Here is an 18,739-nt window from a genome sequence, read left to right on the forward strand (position 1 = left end):
TTACTACGCTCCCCAAACAACAATTGTTCCGTAAAGTAGGTAAACCACTAACGTGACGACGATGGCCAGTTGCAGCACCAGTCGGACAGCTACCGGTTTGACATAGTCCGTTAACACCTGCCACATGCCGATCCACGCATGAATCAAAATCGACAGCAATGCCAGCAGTGTGAATACTTTCGTGATGGAGGAAGAGAAGAAGCCATGCCAGACATCAAAAGTCAGTTCCTGAGCCAGAACCACAAAGCCCAGAATATAAAGGATGTACAAGGTGAGGATGATCGCGGAAGCACGCAGTAACAGCCAGTCGTGCACACCATTGCGTCCCAATGCAGAAACGTTGCTTACCATACGAGGACTCCAGCCAGAATTGACAGCACGACGGTCAGACCGATTGCCACCTGGGCAGAACGGGTACCGGCAGCCAAACTCTCTTCGATATAGCCAAAATCCATCAGCAAGTGGCGAATGCCACCGCAGACGTGATAGGCCAGCGCAGTGAGTATTCCCCAAAAGATGAATTTGACGAAGAAGCTATTCATGATGGCAGCAGCTTGTGCAAACCCTTCAGGAGAAGAGAGAGACAGGCCTAACAGCCAGAGGAGGATACCGACGGCGACGAAGGTAATTACGCCAGAGACTCGGTGTAAGATGGACGCTATCGCAGTAACAGGAAACCGGATCGTTTGCAGATCCAGATTGACAGGTCTTTGTTTTTTCACGGTTTTGCCCACACAGCTCTTATTATTTTACTTCCTCCGGCCCGGAGCAGTATGTCAGACAGCATCTATCCTTCGTTCTTTGCGCTGCTGGTGCGTTGGCTGCGTTTACTCACCCTAATCACTGACTGGAGTCAGCTCATAGGACTCGTTCGCTTGCCGCCTTCCCGCAACGCAAATTACTTGGATATATCAGAGCTAAAAGCTCAACTTCTCCCGCGCTCAAACAACGACATCCGATGTGCTTAAACGGCGCGATAGTCAATTTTCAAAGCCATTCGTGTTACGGCCAGGCGGCAAGTTTGTGAAGCCCCGGGAGCTTACATAAGTAAGTGACTGGGGTGAACAAATGCAGCCAACAACGCCGTGGCGCGAAGGGCGAAGAAAATGATGCTGGGTGCTCCTACTTCGGATTGTCCGGAGACCTTGTAGGAGTATAGGTTGATCACATTCTTATTACAATTGCCCTACAAATGCTTTATTCACATTTCTTTTAAACAGTGAGTTAGCTCTCATTTTCCATAAAAGACACAAAATAAATTATCGAGTTTGACATTTGATCAACATTTCCATTACAAATGAACTATCCCTATAGGACTGTGATACTGAGCACATGCCGGCTTACGCCACACGCACCAAAATGGTGAAAGTTTCTGAAGAATCAGCGGATCACACAATCGTAATACGGGGTCTTCCCTGACGGCCCAAGTTATGCAAAAGTGGTGATTGTGTAAATCCTCAACCTCTTCACAGGTACTGAGCGACAGAACAGTTATGATTTACCGAATCGTTAACAACGATGAAACGCCGCTTGTTTGTCACAGAGCAGTCTGAGACTGCAATTCGACTGAGCTCTACGTTCCCTCCCCATCCGATCGCAGAGTAAGGCTGATAATAATAATGACCTTACAAGGCGTCGCTTCCAGGCATTTCTGTTGTTACTGATTTTTAAAAATAAGGCGCTAAGGAGACTGTAAATGGCTGATAAGAAAGCGACACTTACCCTACAAGGTCACGACCCGATCGAACTAAACGTGCTTTCCGGCACGCTGGGCCAGGATGAAATAGACATTCGCCCGTTAGGTTCGAAAGGCCTTTTTACCTATGACCCCGGTTTTACGTCTACGGCATCCTGTGAATCTAAAATCACCTTCATCGACGGTGACGAAGGGATTCTGCTGCATCGCGGCTTCCCTATCGACCAGTTGGCTCAGGAATCCACGTTCCTGGAAGTCAGTTATCTGCTGCTGTACGGAGAAGCTCCGACGCAGGCTCAGTACGAAGATTTCAAAACCAATGTGACACGCCACACGATGGTGCATGAGCAGATCACCCGTCTGTTCCACGGTTTCCGTCGTGATTCACACCCGATGGCAGTGCTGTGCGGCGTGACCGGCGCACTGGCTGCGTTTTATCACGACTCCATTGATGTTGAAATTGAACGTCATCGTGAAATTGCGGCATACCGCCTGATTTCAAAAATGCCGACTGTGGCAGCAATGTGTTACAAATATTCGATCGGTCAGCCCTTTGTGTACCCGCGCAACAACCTGTCTTATGCCGGTAACTTCCTGCACATGATGTTCTCGACGCCGTGCGAAGAATACGTCGTGAACCCGGTACTGGAACGCGCAATGGATCGTATTTTAATCCTGCATGCTGATCACGAACAAAACGCCTCAACCTCCACGGTGCGCACGGCCGGTTCGAGCGGCGCTAACCCGTTTGCCTGTATCGCGGCAGGTATTGCGTCCCTGTGGGGGCCGGCGCACGGTGGTGCGAACGAAGCCTGTCTGCGTATGCTGGAAGAAATCAACACCGTTGAGCACATCCCTGAATTCATCAAACGTGCGAAAGATAAGAATGATTCGTTCCGTCTGATGGGCTTCGGTCACCGCGTATATAAAAATTACGATCCGCGTGCCACCGTAATGCGTGAGACCTGCCATGAAGTTCTCAATGAGCTGAATATGAAAGACGATCTGCTGGAAGTTGCCATGCAGCTTGAACATATCGCGCTCAATGACCCGTATTTCATCGAGAAGAAACTGTACCCGAACGTTGACTTCTACTCAGGTATCATACTGAAAGCGATGGGCATTCCTTCTTCGATGTTTACCGTTATCTTCGCGATGGCGCGTACCGTGGGCTGGATTGCTCACTGGAACGAAATGCATCAGGAAGGGATCAAAATCGCCCGTCCGCGCCAGTTGTATACCGGCTACGACAAACGCGATTTTCATTCTCAGCTGAAAAAATAAGTTTTTGATTACGCTGACAAGAAAGGCTCCCCCGGGAGCCTTTCTCATTTCAACGCTTTCGTTAAACCTGACACACCGGACACCAGAAAAATGGCCGTGATGATACGCTGCCTCTCTCAATCGGATCGCCGCAACGCTCGCAGGGTTTCCCCGTCCGCCCGAAAACTTTAAAATGAAACAGCGCACCGTGATGCACATTTTCATCCATTGTACCGCGCGTGGCGTAGGACAAACGCGCGACAGACAAACAGGCGTCGGCCAGTGCATCCAGCTCTGCGTCATTCAGTTCATTCGGTTTATGGTCGGGCAGCAATTTTGCCAGCCACAAAATTTCCGCACGCAGATAATTTCCCAATCCGGCCAGAAATGCCTGATCAAGCAACATCCCGCCGAGCTGACGGTTGCGGAATTTCGGCGAAAGTAACCGCTCACGAACCTGCGCGACGGTCAGCGTTTCATCCAGCACGTCCGGCCCGATACGTTGCAGGAACGGATGATTTTCAATTTCCGCCGTATCGTAAATGCCGATCTCAGACGCGCTGTACAGCAAGATAGCCGCGTCCGTGGTTTCGAGTTTTACCCGGAGTGAACGTTTGGTTTCCTTCGGCGTTTCACCGGCCTGAATAACCCGCCAGACGCCATAAAGCTGGTTGTGGCTGTAGAGCGTCAGGCCGTTGGAAAAGTGCGTGAGCAACGCTTTTCCACGCGTTTCAATGGCGGTGACCTTCGTACCACGTAAAGCAGACTGGTATGGTTTCAGATTGGGAAAAGCAAACCAGACATCCGTAAGCGGTTTATTAACAACCGCGGCGGCCAGCAAATCGGCAGCGCGGCGAATTTCAGGACCTTCAGGCATCAGTGAGTCGCACCCTCGGCAATCCGCAAATCCTGCTCGGTATGCAGCGCGATAGCAATTGTCAGCTCAAGCGCATTCAGCACCGTGTGAACCGACATACTCGGCGCGCCCGGATGACGCGCAGCCTGCTCCGGCAGATATGGAATATGGATAAAACCGCCCTTCACCACTTTGCACGATGGCTGGGCAAGACGATGCAGCAGGCCATACATAATGTGGTTACACACATACGTGCCCGCCGTTTGCGAGACAGAAGCCGGAATACCGGATTCGCGTAACCCGTTCACAATGGTTTTGATCGGCAAGGTGGAGAAATACGCGGCAGGGCCGTCGGCGACAATCGTCTCATCCACCGGCTGATTGTTTTCGTTATCAGGGATACGCGCATCGTTGATGTTTATCGCCACGCGTTCGATGCTGAAATCACTGCGACCGCCCGCCTGCCCGACACAAATCACCATTTCCGGCAGGACTTCATCAATAGCGACATTCAGCGCGTTGATAGCTTTGCCAAACACGCACGGCAACTGGCGAACCACAATCTTCGCACCGGACAACTCCAGATCGCCCAACTGCTTCACCACTTCCCAGGACGGATTAATTTTTTCACCATCAAACGGCTCGATACCGGTGACTAAGACTTTACGCATGATAGATCCTTTTTGTAGGGCAACCTTTCAATCTCTAACTGTCGCTGGTTCAAAAGGTTCGATCAAGGCACTTTTGCAATTCTGGTCATTTGGGAGGGTAATGAAAGGTGCAAACTGCATCCGCGGAGTCAAAATATGTAACTTAACTATAACTATATAAATCAATCGAACTTTCTGCTCAAATGCTCCCTAAGAAACGATTTGTTTCGGACGTCCAATAAATAGCAGGCCCCTCCCCCCCTCTTATTTCAATTAGCAGGGATAATATAAAAGTAGTGTTATGTTTTTTCTTTATCTCGTTCAGAGCATCAACTTTATTGAATAATAAAAACAATATTTTTCTAGTTTGTTCGTCGATATCATAAGACTCTTCCTTCTCTGTAAATACTGACCAACACGTCTCAGTACCAGGTCTTTTCCTCGTTCCACACATTGAACCTTTCAGATTAACTTCCATAGGTTCTATACCCAAAAACTTGGTGATTCCACTGGGATCAAACACATCCCCGCAAATGGAAAACTCTGCTTTTACTGTTGTTTTATTCATATAATCTCTTTTCATTAAATGAATCAACAACAAGCACCAACAAAACACAATTAATTTTATCAATATGGCTCAAATCCAACCTCAACTCTAATTGAGGTTGGATTTACGGAAAAGTTAGATTGAAATAGCCATTTCGAGTGCAATTTTAGAATAGTTAACCCCCCCATCCAAAGCCGGTTGTTGTTTTAATTCATCAAGTGCATAAACAATATCAATCTTGCAACCAATTTTAAACAACTGGACATCAGATTTATTATTTGTATAAATGCCAATGGTGGATTTAGAACCATCTTCCAAGACTACATCAATAGTGTTGTTCAGTCCTGATTCACTTTGCCCTGAGCAATAAGCTCGAGAGATTTCGCCTGAAATATGCAACAAAGGCATTTTCTTTTGATTGATGCTAGCCCACCATTTTTGTGACCCAAACAGCCCCAGAGAACCTTTAAGCCCCAATCGAGGTTTTAAAGCATTAAGCGTGAGCGCCTGTGCCAAAACAATTTGCTCGGGGTCTATTTTTAACGCCTCAGTTAACTGATAGACCAGTTTCATAGAAGTTCCTTCTTGTTCCAGACTTAGTAACATTTATCACCCCATTAATGAATTTTGTTAAATTGTATAATATTACTATTGAATATGTCCAATGCACTTCCCTGTCCCAACTGGGTTGACATTTGCCCCCCTTCAATTTTAAAACGTGCATTTGTTTGGTTCCATTTCCCTGTTTGCGTTGATAAGTTTGGTAACTGAACTGATGCCGGTTTATTAGCTGCAATACCAATTTCCTGAAGCATTGCAGACGTACTTGGAGCAAGAGTAAATTTAACAGCTATTCCATCATATTTTGATGAATAGGATAAAACAGGTGAAATAGATGTTTCTCCTGTAGCTGGTAATACCCCTGTTCTTTGTAACATTTCAAAATGTTCTTCCGACATTGAGCGATAATAAATTTCATTACCAAAAGCATCCCTCTGTTGCACTGGGGACAGCGGATTATTTGATTTCGATACTGGAACACCTATTTCAGATTCAGACGCGACTCCCCCTTTAAGTCCATACACGGCACCGCCTATTGCGGCCGCGCCATGAATAAATGTCATTCCATCATATAATGCTTCGGCTTCTTCAAGACTGAGATCGTAGCTACTGGCCATTGCTTGAATAGTGCTATCCCTTACAGCCTTCGCATCAGCCGTAGCATATTGCCACATTAGGCTATCGACTTTTTCAGCCCCCTCGCCATATACCGCTTCGAGCGTGCTGAATCCTGTGCCATAAATAATCTCATCGTAACTTTTACCTGCTGCGACAAGATCCTGGCGCATCGCCTGACATCCTGCCGATGAGAGGGTTTGGCAAGCTTGCTCCAGAGCAGCATCAAGTGCCTTATCCTTCGCATTCAGTTCTGTTATCAATTTCTCTGCTTGCTCTTTTTTCTCACCTTCAAGATACGGTAATGACCACTTCGCATCCTGACGAGCTTTCTCGTCATCAGCATGAAGATAATTATTCTCTACCGTCACCTTCCCTGCCTGTGCCGCGGCAATGGCATCGCTACTGCTGTCGCCTATCAATCCACCGGCCAACCCTGCGGCTAACGTGGCCAGCGCAGAGACAGTTTGTTTCTCTGTTTCACTCAGTTCACTGACCGGTTTTCCGTAGGCTTCTACTGCAATCATGCCCAACAGTTCACCCGTCACCGCACCACCCGCGCCGACCAATGCATTGTTGCCCTGCGCAGCTGCGATCGCGGCATTCACCGCAGCGTGCGCCAGTGCTCGTGCCGCCAGATCGTCGGTGCTGTCGGCGATCATTTTCGCAATATAAGGCGCCGCGCCGTTTGCGACCGCAGCAGTCAGGTCACCGCCAGCCAGACCCTGAATCGCTGCCGTCGCGGCCTGTATTCCACGCTGGACTGAACCGCCGGTCCCGAAACCTGAATCGGTAAATGCCTGGTTATACGCCGTTTCATAAATCTGGCTGTTAATGTCATCGGCCGTTGGCGTTTTTCCTGGATGGTCCTCCGTCCATTGCCCCTCCGCTTTTGCACGGTCGGCATCCGTGACGTTATTCATCTTATCTTTTGCCACATTGGTTGCCGCTATCGCCCCTTCGGTCCGCGCGATATCAGCCACCTGATTGCCGATCTCTGCAATCAGTTGCACTTCCTGTAGCCGCTGCTGCTCTTTCTCTTTATCAAAGATCGGCGAAAGACTCTGGTTAGCATGCTCTGCGTCGCGGCTCAGATCGTCGACGTTCTGCGTCTGGTTGCCTTGATCACGGATAACGATAGTGCCGTCAGAAATTGCCGCATGTGTGGTGCTGTCTGCATGGCCATCATTGCCGCCATTTGCCAGCAGGTTGCTTGCCATGTTGCCGATAAACTGATCACCGGCGCTACCGCCGCCTGTGCTAATCCCGATCCCCTGATGTTCTGTCTCAAAATCAGCTTTGTTCTGGATATCACTGAACTCGAGCGTGCCGGTATCCAGCCGGTTTTTATCCGCTTGCGCCGTGCTCGCTATCACCGCGCCGTCCAGCTGCGTGTGATTGCCTACTGTGATATCAAAACCACCTTTGCCTGCAAACATCCCGGTCTGATCAGTCACAGAATCGTAATTGCTATACATCTGATCCTTGCTCAGGCTGATACTTCCCGAGCCGCCACCAAAGCTGATGCTACCGCCAGCACTGGCACTTTTCTGTTCGGACTCGTAGTGGTCGCTGTCCTGCTCGCTGATAAGCGTCAGGTCACGCCCGATATCTGCTTTGATGCTTTCACCGCTGACCTGCGCGCCGATGAGATTGGTATCACGTCCGCTGATCAGCGTAACGCCGCCACCGGCATCAAGCGTCGTTTCGCTGTGCGTGGTTCCGTTGCCGCTTTCGCTCCCGCTGGATTTGTTGCCGCTGGCAGAAATACTGATCCCCCATCCGCCCTGACCGACACCAATACCCACGCCGAAAGTTCCGCCCTGACTTTCATTCTCGCCCGTCGTCAGTTGCGTATTCAGCCCGGATATCAGATTAATGTCGCGGTTGGCGTCAAGCGTCAGGTCCTTACCGGTCTGTATCTGACTTCCCTGCACGGTGATATCACCCGAACTGCCTTTTATTCCGTCTCCGAAGGCGGTGATATTCAGATTATCACCCGCCATCAGCGTACTGCCCTGAGAGGTATGCTGTTCGCTGTACTGGCTCGAAGATGATGACTGGCTGCCGTAGGAAAGGCTTATGCCGATGGCATTGTTGTTAGCCGGATCATTGCCCTGCGCCTCGGAAAGGCGTCCGGCTTGTACCGCCCCGGCACCGCTGAGCACTGCCTGAACGCCTTCGAGCGCGGCCAGACGGCCGCTGTCCGCGTCCTTCGCCTGCTGTACAGTTTCAACCGCACCGCTCGCCGCACTGCCGACTGAACCCGACAAGGCCAGCGTCAGCCCGGAAGTCTGTTGCTCCATTTTGTGCGTCTGGCTGTTTTGCTCTTCTGCGGCCATAATGCTGACATTTTTGCCAGAGAGCGCCATATCTTGCCCGGCAATCAGATCAGAACCGACAACCGACAGATTATTGCCTGCACCCAGCGTGACATCACCTCCGACGCTGCCCACCGTACTGCCAAAGTTTGTCAGGCTTTGTGCATCATCGGTGGTTTTAAGGCTCTGTGTTCCATAGCTGATGCCAATACCGCCGCTGCCGCTGAAGCCCGATTTTTTCTCCAGTGATTCGTGGCTTTCGGTGCTGCGCTCCGTAGCACCGGTGATGGTTAAATCATTACCTGCCAGCAGGGCAACGTCATTTTCACCGACCACGCTGCTACCCTGCACAAGTAAATTATTCCCCGCGATCATCGTGATGCTGTCACCGCTCAGGTTGCTGCTCTGCGCCGTGGTGATATCGAACTGGTCGCGGGTAGTGGTTGTGGTTTTGGATAAGAATCCGCTGCCGGTTGTCTGATGGCGTTCATCGAGATCGTGTTGACTCTCGCCACTGACGATGCTCATGTCGTTGCCAGCGAACAGCTTCAACTCATCTCCCGCTGCAATCGTTGCCGCCCGCGCGTTCAGGTCATTCCCTGCACTCAGAATTACCGCACCATTGCCGATGATTTCGCTGCCAACGTCCTGACGATCCCCCTGATTCAGGCTGTTGTTTTTATTCCAGATGAGACTGTCACGGCTGCCTGTGGTAACGGTGTTCAGCGTAAGATCGCGTCCGGCGACAAGCTGAGTGATACTATTTTCGCCGCTGTTGACGATCTGCGCCGCAGTGACGTTAAGATCACGCCCGGCTTGCAATACCAGCAATCCATCGTTGCCCTGCACATATAATCCGGCAACCCGGTCCAGCGTAGTGCGTTCGAAACTGTTTATTCCATTCGTGCTCTGCGCCGTACGTGTGGAACTACTGATATTGATGTCACGCCCGGCGCTGGCGAACAGGGAATCCTGCGCCATGACGGTGCCGCCGAAATTGTTGATATCAGTGCGCGCCTGCAGGCTGATATCTGCACCCTGAATTCGCCCGCCCTGATTGGTGATATTGTCCGCGCTGAGCTGGACCACTTCGCGACCCGCGATGGTCCCTGAATTAAGCAAGTCGCCGTCGAGTTTAAGGCTGACGTTGTTCCCCGCCAGCAAAGCGCCGGAACCGTTCACATCGCCGGGTTTTACCCGCGCATAAACCTGGGGTACCAACACCTGCTGGACGGAGCCATCGGGCAGCGTGACATTCTGGGCTACCAGCCACACCATATCACTGGTCAGCAGGCTCATTTGTTCCGGCGTCAGCGCAACGCCGAGCCGCAGATTGTATTGCTGCGCAAAGGTGATCCCGGCATCCATCAGCCCTTTAAACTGCTCTTCGTCATTGCTGTAGCCCTCGAGGTAACGCTGGCCGCTTAGCGCCACCACTTGCTCACGCACCAGTCGCTGCTCGTAGAATCCGTCCCCCAGGCGTTTAAACATATCCTCCGGCTGCTGCACTTTAGGCAACAGTACGTTGAGCATATAGTCGCTGCCCATAAAAGGTTTTTGCTGAGTAAAACGAGGATCAGTCTCCACCAGATAATGGCTTCCGGCCTCCGGGTGTGTGACGAATAAACTGTTATCCGGCAGGTTGGTATTGACGCCGACCATGCGAATGACATTCTGCACAGCTTCACCTTGCTGTGGATTCACATTGGCCCTGACATCGAATACCTGCCCCGGATTCAGGACTACTGGCTGTACAATACTCACGTCGCCCGGCGTAATGCTGGAGATTGCGGTACTATTGGCCGTGAATGCTGCAACCACATCACTGCCGTCTACGGTATTGCTCACGCTGCCGCTGTAACCTAAAGCGGCATGCGCCTGGGCCGTGGTGCCATTCGCAATAACCAGCGTGTTCCCCGTCACTTTCCCGTGATCCACCAACGTACCCGGCTTTATCGCGATGGTTTGGATGACCGCTGGCGGCGTATAAGGGGTGTTGTCACTCTTCTGGCTATCCCTGCCCTTATTTCTTTTACGGTAATAATGGATAGCAGTACCGATATCAGTGGTCAGATGCTCGCCTGCAACTTCGACGTTATCCACTTTCTTCGCCGTGATCGCTAACGTTCCCCCGGCGATAATCTGGCTTTTATCGTTGAGCAACTGATCGGCGTTAATGATTAAGTTACCGCCAGCGATAATCTGGGCCGGATCGCTGGTAAGAATTTGTGTTTCCTGTTCAGTACGGGTGAAATCAAATTCGGTGTAATCATCATCCGCAGACTCTGGCGTATGCAGGAAATTCACCTCTGAATTGGTGATTTGAATTTCATCTTCCTGCCAGCGGGTATCGAACCCTTTTAGCTGGTATTCCTTCATTTCCTCAACCGAAAGCGTGACCAGTTCAGTGCTGAAATGCTCATTAATGTTGTTGATCTTTCCTGCCGATATCCACATTGAATCGGCTGATTCGATGGTAGCACTGCGGTTATTGACGGTTGTTGCACGCCCCGTAGCCTGATGGGTAGCATCCAGCGTACCGCCAATCGACAAAGTCCCGCCGCTGTAGATCAGTGCGTGATCCCGGTTGTTAAGCGTTTGCACGCCGATCTCAACCTGCTCACGCCCGGCCAGGACTGCCGCCTTCCCATTTTGGGCAAGGTTGTTGAAGGTAACGGCCTGCACACTGACGGCATCGCCATAAATTCTTCCGGTTCCGATGTTATTCAGCGTCCCGGCCTGAAGACGGGTATGAACACCGTCGATCAAACCGTAGTTGGTCAGGGTTTGGGTAACCGTCAGCCAGTCTTGCCCGGCGTTGAACTCGCCTTCCAGGGTATTCGTCAGATTGGTAGCGTGCAGATCGAGCTTTTGTCCGGCGAGGAATTCACCGCTGTTGGTGACATCCCCCGACGTCGTAAACGTGAGATTACCGTTGGCAATCACCTCGCCGCTGTTGGTGAAATTACGGACACTGGTAATATTAAAATCGTTAAGGGAAAGCAGTTGCCCGTCACCACCCAGCGTATCCGCATGGATATCCAGAAGATTACCGGCTTGCACGATGCCATGTGTATTGACCAGATTCAGCGATAATCCCTGCAATTGCAGGGTGTCGCCTGCGCTGAGTAGCCCATCACGGTTATCGAGCTTTGCCGCATTTGTGATACTAAGTTGTTTGTCGGCAAGAATACTGCCGTGCTGATTGTCCAGGGTGCCGGTATTGAGCGAGACGGATTGCCCTTCTATGCCGAGATTATTGTCTTGCGTTGAATTATTGATCAGCGCCAGCGCATCGAGCGTCAGGTTGGCACCACTTCGGATAAGCCCGCGGGTGTTATCGATAATGTCTTGTGCGCTTTCCAGTAGCAGATCGCCAACTGCCTGAATTTGCCCTTGCTGATTGTTCACCGCCGCCGAGTACAGCGCCATCTGATGTTCACTGATAATCCGGCCAGCGGCGCTGTTATCGACATCAGTCACATTCAGAACCATGTCGCCCTTCGCGCCGAATGTTCCCGATTTATTATTAAGGGAACCGCCGCTGAGCTGGAAACTATTCAGGCTGTAGAGGGTACCATCCTGGTTATTCACTGCGCCTTGTTGCGCATTCCACTGGAAATCACCGCCAGATTGTACCAGCCCGTTATTGTTATTCAGACCGAAAGTACGGGCATTTAGCGCTTGCTGCGCCACTAAAATTCCGGACTGATTGTTGAGGATGGTGCTGTCAAGCTCGAGTGAAGCTCCGGCAATCACCACGCCGGCACTGTTATCAAACCCACCGCTTTTAATGGTCATCGCGGCCTGACTGGTGATCCCTCCCGCGTCGCCACTGTTATGGTTGCTCAGAGTGTCGCCTGAGAGTGCCAGCGTGTCGCCGCTTTGAATCAGCCCCCCGTCGTCATTATTGATTACCGCACCGCTAAGCCCCAATGACTTCTGTGCAGCAACCTGACCGCCACGATTATCAAGCAAGGTAAACTCAAAGGCGGCGTCCGCAGCGCTGTAGAGGGCACCGGTACTGTTAAGAACATCTCCGCTGAACAAACGCAAAGATCCCTCTGAACCGACAAATCCATCATTGCGGTTATCCAGTTGTCTGCCTTGGGTATTCAGCGTGATATTCCCGAGTGCCTGAATAATCCCGCCCTGATTATTCAGTGCCAGCGTGGTTGCACTCAGATCCTGATAAGAAAGCACTGTCCCCTGGAAGTTATTCAGGGAATCACTGCCCAGCGTCAGCCCGGCAGCGCTGGCAATCAGCCCTTTTTGGTTATCAAGCGCCGCACTGTGAATACGTAATTCACCCTGGCTGTTGATTTCTCCGCCGTCGTTATTACTCAGTGCATTCCCCTGAGTATCAACGACCATATTGCCTGCCGATTGGAGTAAACCGCCCGCATTGTTAAGCGTCTGGCTGTTCAGGGTAAACTGGTTCCAGGACACCAACTGCCCGCCGCGGTTATCAACACTACCGGTGCTTAAAACGGCATTCCCCATGCTGACAAGCACGCCAGATACGTTATCCAATGCATCACTAAATAATGTCAGTGCCCCTTCGCTGAAAATGCCACCCATTTCGCCGCTGTTACGGTTACTTAGCCGCTGCCCGTGGGTATCAATCAACATGTCACCGGTTGACTGTAGAAGACCGGCTTCGTTATTCAGTACCTGCGAACTCAGCGTCAGGCTCTGCAAAGCAATCAGTTGGCCGCCCTGGTTATTCAAATCTCCGGTTTGCAGATAAGCATTTTTACCCACCAACAAGCCTTGCTGATTATCCATTCCTCCGCTGCTGATGTTCAGTGCGCCGCCACTGAGAATACCACCGGTTTCCCCGCTGTTACGGTTGCTGAGGGTCTGATCGTGAGTATTGATATCCATATCGCCGGGGGATTGCAGCAACCCTTCGTCATTATTGATGAAACCGCTGTTAATTCGCAGCCGCTCAGATGCAGCAATTACCCCGCGCGTGTTATTAAGCGCAAACGCACTGAGTCCAATCGAGACATTCCCCCCCACCAGTTGCCCGGTCTGATTATTGAGCCCGGCACTGATCAGATCTAACCCGTTTGTTGCTTCAATCAGCCCCTCGCTATTATCGATCGCCTCTGAGGTATGCAGTCGTGCATCTCCCCCCACCGCCGAAATCCAACCCTGATGATTGGACAATAAACTCGCCTCCAGCGTCAGGTTTTGGCTGGCGGCCAGCTCGCCTTGCTGATTGTTTACTTCCCCGGAAACGGACAGCGTCAGGCTTCCTTCGCTGGCCGCAATAACACTGCCATTTTGGTTATCCAGCGCGGCGGCGCGTATATGCAGCCCGCCGTTTGCGGCCAAGATCCCTCCCTGGTTATCAATTCTCTGATGAACGGTTACGGTCATCTCACCGCTACCGTTCTGAATCATCTGCCCGCCGCGATGCGATAAGTTTTCAGAGTCCAGGGTAATTTTTTGTGCGGAAGTTGTTGCACCATCCAGCACAAAATCTCCGCCCTGCAGGTCAAGCCGGCCATTGGATAACAGCTGGCCGCCGTCTGCCCGCAGTGTTTGTGCTTGCAGGTGGAAGTCGCCACTTCCGGCGTGGATGATTTGCCCTTGCTGGTTATTAATTAATGCTGAGCGCAACGTCAGGTTTTCACCGTTGCTGGCAATACGCCCTGAGGTATTATTGATTTGCCCTGCATGCTCGAGCAACAAAGCGTCGTTGCCAAACTGGAGAATGTCGCCGCTTTGATTTGACAGATTAAAAGCTGAAAGGGAAAGCGAATTGGCGCTCAGCGTACCACCGTCGTTATCCAGCGTTGTTGCGGTCAGGGCAGTCAGATTGTTCTGGGCGAAAACCTGCGCATTTTGGGTCAGTAAATTAGCGGTTTGCGCATCAACGGTGATATTTAGCGCCTGAGTCTGGCTCCCGCTGAGATCAATACCTAGCCCGTGGGCAGTAAAATCCCCCGCAGCAAGGTTTTGGCCTTGTGCCAGCAATTCTCCGGTAGTGGTAAGACGTAAATCGCCGCTATTCCCCAGAGAACCATCGGCTAAGACCCCGGCCGCCAGCTGACTTCCCTGAGTGCTATGCAGGCTGGCAGACTGCAATTGTAAATGGCCTGCGGCGGCCTGCGATCCGCTGTTGAAAATATCTCCGGCACTGGTCAGGCTGGCGTTATTATGCGACAGCAAGGTACCGCTGTTCCTGATGTCAGTACTGCTGACAAGCTGCGCGTCGCCTTGGCTGAAAATAACGCCGCTATTGTTCAGGCTGCCTGCCGCCTCAATATGGATATCATTCAGCGTGTACAGCGTACCGCTGCTATTAAATTCTGCGCCGCTGGTCAGTACGCCTGAACTTTGTGAAGAGAAAGTGCCGTTATTGCGAATCCCCTTTTTCGCGCTGACGGAGAGTTTCCCTTGGCTGCTGATGACCTCCCCATCGTTCTCAACCCGCCCGTCAGCGGTCACCGTAACATTTTGAGTTTGTGCGCCGAGCGTTCCGCTGTTTTTAACATCGTTTGTGCTGGTAACCCGTATTTGCGTCCTGGCAATCAGCGTGCCGCTGTTATTCACCTCCCCCTGACTTGCAAGCTGAAGGTTATCCTGCGAGGCCACCGTGCCGCCGTTGCCGATCTCCCCTCCACTTTTCAGTTGCATCTCATTTTGCGAAGAAAGTGTTCCGGTATTACTGATCCCCTGGTTTGAGATCAGGGTCAGTTCCCGGCTGCTGTCGATACTGCCGCTGTTTTCGATACGGCCATCCGCGGTAACAACGACTGTGCCGGCCACCGAACCGATATTCCCGTCATTGCGCACCCCGACGCCATGTTCAGTGCCAACCAGCCGGATTTTATTGGCGTACATTCCACCCAGGTGCGCGACATCCACGGCGACCTGCGGGCGGGTGCTGCTTTCCTCACTTTGCTTTTCAATTTTCTGATGAGTGATATCAACTTTATTACGCCCGGTCGTGACGTTGAGTTCGTTAGCCCAAATCCCGGCATTGATCTTTGTCGTTCGGGCAATAATGTCCGTGTAATCCTGCCGCGAACTGTCCATACCCGCGCCATTAACAGTCACTTCGCCACGCTCGACGCTATATCCCGTCAGCGATCCTTTATTGATCAGCACCTGGCCCGTCGTCAGCGTCGTCCAGTTGGCGTTGATAAAACCGCAACCACTACACGTAATGCCCGAAGGGTTCGCGATAACTACCTGTGCTTTCTGCCCGGCGACTTCGATGATGCCACTGAGCTGGCTTGGGTTTCGGGAGTTCACCTCATTTAAGATGATTTTCGCTTCCCCTTTAGCCAGCCACGGATTGGCCTCTACCCATCCCCCGGTGGCTGTCTGGATCTGCTTGTGCGAGTTATTCAGAATGGCGCCTTTCTGGTCAACATCGAACTGGCTGTAAACATTGCGTGATACGCCCGCCGCACTTGGCGTCTGAATATTGACCTGAGGCGTGCCGTTGCTGCTGGTCATTACCGTAGGCTGCTGATTTTTGGGTGCCCCCTCGTCCGCAATAATTTGCGCCTGTGCCGGGTACACGGCCCCAAGCGCAAACATCAGGCTGAGTTTCAGGGCAGACAGTTTTCCAATGCGCTGACGGTGAGTATGACCAATACCAGAAGAAGGTGAACCGTGTGCAGCACGGGCAATATCAGCGACGACCATCAGCATGCCGCGTGCCTGGTTGAACACGATACGGTATAGATTCTTATTCATGCGATATCCCTATTTTATGAATTTATTCAGCGATGGGATGGCGTAGCCACCACTCGCGGGCAGTTGACGCGCTGACCTTCGCGCCCTTCCAGTTGATAACTCTCAACCCACGCGTGGCACCGTGCTGATAAAGCGAACGCACGCAGGCATCGGGGAAAACGTGACGACGGACTAAGTGATACATTTGGCGGGTATCACCAAACGGGGCAATCCAGTCGCCAAACCACATGCGGTCACCGCTATTCCAATCCTCAGCGGGAAAATTGGCGACCGAACGGGTCAGATAGCGTCGTTCCGCATCTTCATCCAGCCATGCCCAGCTCAAAAAAAAGACAGGGTTTTCCTGGCGTGAAACCAGAACGTATTGCTGACTTTTGATGACGGGTAATAGCTGCGTTTGTAAATGATGAACGGGTAAGTCGCGGTGCATCGGCGAGTGCATCCACAACCAGACGGAGGCACCAAACACCTCGGCTTCACTTTCTTCGCCACCAAAAATCAGCGGTGATTTAATTTCAAATTCATCTATTCTCATTACCGGTACCCTCTCAGTACTGCCAGTTCAGATTGAATCCAAACGTTGCAGGATCGGTCTGGAATCCTTCTGGTTTGGAGAAAGGAACACCGGCAAAAAAGTCGTATCCGATGTGGAATGCGTTCCCACGAAGACCGGCGACGCCACCAGCCAGATGTTTGCCGACCAATAAATCGCTGCCGTGCCCGCCCACCTCGCCGTAATCGGCACCGAGATAGAGCTCAATGCCCCCCACCGGGGTATACCAGCCCATGTCATTACGCACATACCAGCCACGGTCAGCGCTCAGCGTGCGCTGACCGTCAAAGCCGCGCACCGTCCAGCGGCCACCGAGAGAGAATTGATCCTGAGGCGTCAGCGGCGTATTGCTGAACTGGCGCTGATATTGCGTGCTAAAATGCAGGTTCTGATTTAACAACGTGAAAGGCAGCTCAATCTGAACGTTTGCCTGGAGAATTTTACTGAGGGCAGTCGCGTCGCCGAAGCTCTCCTCCGGCGCATTCATCGCACCAAACCAACGCGTACCCCGCTGATAGCTGATCCCTGAATCGAGCGTCGCCTGTGCGATCGAGTGACGGTGCTGCAGGCCCAGTTTCCAGGCGGAGGTACGGCGTCGCTGAACTTCAACTTCAGTATCATCGATGTAGTTTTTAGAACCCCGGGTCAGCACGTCGTAAGTCAGCGTGGTTTTGCTTAACCCGCTGCGCTGAATAACGTGGCTAAGCTGGAAATCGAGATTGTCGCTTTTTCCGCTGTAGCGGTAATCGCTGTTTAAGCCCGCGACATTTTGGTGATAGTCGTAGCTGCTGAACGTCACGCCCGTCGTCCAGTATCCGAACGGCACGGAGTAGTGCGCGGTGACGTTGCTGGAACCCTTATCACCGGGTGCAAGTACGCTGCCGGAACCTGAAATGTAGAACAGATCGCTGAGCGAGAAAGGGTTATCGACCGAAAGTGTCAGACCGCCCTGATAGCGCCCGGTGCTGTCGGTACCGGAATCGTCCAGCGAGGCCGCCAGCCGCCAGTGCCTGAGTTGCTGCCAGTTCAGCGCGATATCACTTTCCCCCGGCCGTTGTGTCGGAACAATCTCCATGCTGGCCTGCACGGTCGGCAACCTTTGCAGGTTCTCTAAGCCCTGTTCGATATCACGCAGATCCAGCACATTGCCGTGATGGGGAGGAAAGGCACTGTAAAGACGGAGGTAGTGGCCGCTGTCAGGTGTCAGTTTCACCTCCCCGACTTTCCCGGTCACCACAGTCAGTTGAAGCGTTCCTTTCGTCAGGTCCTGCGCAGGCGCCAGTACGCGGGTCGTCACATATCCGCTGTCTACAAGACGGTTTTGCAGCGCCCCCATTAGCAGATTTATGCCCTGCCCGCCCAGACAGCGCCCCTGCGCCCGGGCAGCAATATGCTGGAGCGGAAGCCAGTGCGGCAGCGCGTCTGCTCCGGTCAGCACAACATGACTGATCGGGAAACACGGGGTTTCAATCGGGAAATCCAGAGATCCTGAACGAATTTTTGCGGATTGTAGCCGCACATCCGGCACCGGCGGTGTCAGCTCCTGTTCAATCGCTTTCTGGCGTTCTTGCTGAAGAATAAGCTGACGATCGTTTTCCGTTGCCGCAAAAACTTGCGAATAAAAAAGTAGAGAAGGAAATATTAATATCCCAAATAAAACATGGCTGTTTGATGCATTTTTTTTATGTAAAAAGCGGGCATAATCCATTATATGTTTCATTCCAAAATAATCGTCTGCAAAAAAAACCTCTGCCACGGGAAAAAGATTTATTAAAAACATAAAAATACTGCCTCGGTTAAATTAATTAACCCATTCATACAGTTAGAATTATATATTTTATATCATCTCGCGACCGGGTCAGTTCCTGACGGAATCATATTTGAATACAGACGAGTGTTATATGTTTGATTTATCTTTTTTTCAATTTTTTAGAGATTTATTTACCATTAATAAC

10 protein-coding genes are annotated in these 18,739 nt (G+C 51.6%); 1 reads left to right on the forward strand and 9 read right to left on the reverse strand.

Annotated features, from left to right (window positions below; genetic code table 11):
• Positions 1-3: 3 nt before the first annotated feature.
• Both sdhD and sdhC read right to left on the reverse strand, forming a co-directional pair.
• Entirely contained in the window at positions 4-351 is a 348-nt protein-coding gene (sdhD, locus tag CWS43_RS13195; protein ID WP_095921202.1) for a succinate dehydrogenase membrane anchor subunit, read from the reverse strand.
• Positions 345-734, reverse strand: coding sequence for a succinate dehydrogenase cytochrome b556 subunit (sdhC, locus tag CWS43_RS13200; protein ID WP_101077384.1), 390 nt, complete (start codon positions 732-734; stop codon positions 345-347). The genes sdhD and sdhC overlap by 7 nt, the downstream gene beginning before the upstream one ends.
• 962 nt (positions 735-1,696) lie before the next feature.
• On the opposite strand from sdhC, the gene CWS43_RS13210 reads away from it, so the two are divergent.
• The gene (locus CWS43_RS13210) at positions 1,697-2,980 is read left to right on the forward strand and encodes a citrate synthase (protein ID WP_101077386.1); all 1,284 of its coding nucleotides are present in this window, start codon (positions 1,697-1,699) and stop codon (positions 2,978-2,980) included.
• Between the two features lie 61 nt (positions 2,981-3,041).
• On the opposite strand, the gene nei is transcribed toward CWS43_RS13210, so the two are convergent.
• The 7 genes from nei to CWS43_RS13245 form a co-directional block, all read right to left on the reverse strand.
• A complete protein-coding gene (gene nei, locus CWS43_RS13215) occupies positions 3,042-3,836 on the reverse strand; it encodes an endonuclease VIII (RefSeq protein ID WP_101077387.1) in 795 nt (264 codons plus the stop codon).
• Positions 3,836-4,486, reverse strand: a complete 651-nt coding sequence (pcp, locus tag CWS43_RS13220; RefSeq protein ID WP_101077388.1) for a pyroglutamyl-peptidase I — start codon at positions 4,484-4,486, stop codon at positions 3,836-3,838. Before pcp ends, nei begins: the two co-directional genes overlap by 1 nt.
• Positions 4,487-4,664: 178 nt before the next feature.
• Positions 4,665-5,033, reverse strand: coding sequence for a DUF4279 domain-containing protein (locus tag CWS43_RS13225; protein ID WP_101077389.1), 369 nt, complete (start codon positions 5,031-5,033; stop codon positions 4,665-4,667).
• A gap of 114 nt (positions 5,034-5,147) precedes the next feature.
• Positions 5,148-5,585 (reverse strand): hypothetical protein, encoded by a 438-nt coding sequence (locus CWS43_RS13230; RefSeq protein ID WP_232776919.1) that lies wholly within the window; start codon positions 5,583-5,585, stop codon positions 5,148-5,150.
• A 44-nt stretch (positions 5,586-5,629) separates the two neighbouring features.
• Positions 5,630-16,231, reverse strand: coding sequence for a hemagglutinin repeat-containing protein (locus CWS43_RS13235; RefSeq protein ID WP_101077391.1), 10,602 nt, complete (start codon positions 16,229-16,231; stop codon positions 5,630-5,632).
• Positions 16,232-16,253: 22 nt separating this feature from the next.
• Positions 16,254-16,766: a toxin-activating lysine-acyltransferase gene (locus tag CWS43_RS13240; RefSeq protein WP_101077392.1), complete on the reverse strand. Its 513-nt coding sequence runs from the start codon at positions 16,764-16,766 to the stop codon at positions 16,254-16,256.
• Positions 16,767-16,779: 13 nt separating this feature from the next.
• Positions 16,780-18,504, reverse strand: coding sequence for a ShlB/FhaC/HecB family hemolysin secretion/activation protein (locus tag CWS43_RS13245; protein WP_232776922.1), 1,725 nt, complete (start codon positions 18,502-18,504; stop codon positions 16,780-16,782).
• Between the last annotated feature and the right edge of the window lie 235 nt (positions 18,505-18,739).

Source organism: Rahnella sp. AA (assembly GCF_002834385.1).
Taxonomy (GTDB): domain Bacteria; phylum Pseudomonadota; class Gammaproteobacteria; order Enterobacterales; family Enterobacteriaceae; genus Rahnella.

Coding starts and splice junctions, on each gene's coding strand:
- nei (WP_101077387.1), bottom strand. CDS start 3,836: ATGCCTGAAGGTCCTGAAATTCGCCGCGCTGCCGATTTGCTGGCCGCC.
- CWS43_RS13235 (WP_101077391.1), bottom strand. CDS start 16,231: ATGAATAAGAATCTATACCGTATCGTGTTCAACCAGGCACGCGGCATG.
- sdhD (WP_095921202.1), bottom strand. CDS start 351: ATGGTAAGCAACGTTTCTGCATTGGGACGCAATGGTGTGCACGACTGG.
- CWS43_RS13210 (WP_101077386.1), top strand. CDS start 1,697: ATGGCTGATAAGAAAGCGACACTTACCCTACAAGGTCACGACCCGATC.
- CWS43_RS13230 (WP_232776919.1), bottom strand. CDS start 5,585: ATGAAACTGGTCTATCAGTTAACTGAGGCGTTAAAAATAGACCCCGAG.
- CWS43_RS13240 (WP_101077392.1), bottom strand. CDS start 16,766: ATGAGAATAGATGAATTTGAAATTAAATCACCGCTGATTTTTGGTGGC.
- CWS43_RS13245 (WP_232776922.1), bottom strand. CDS start 18,504: ATGAAACATATAATGGATTATGCCCGCTTTTTACATAAAAAAAATGCA.
- CWS43_RS13225 (WP_101077389.1), bottom strand. CDS start 5,033: ATGAATAAAACAACAGTAAAAGCAGAGTTTTCCATTTGCGGGGATGTG.
- pcp (WP_101077388.1), bottom strand. CDS start 4,486: ATGCGTAAAGTCTTAGTCACCGGTATCGAGCCGTTTGATGGTGAAAAA.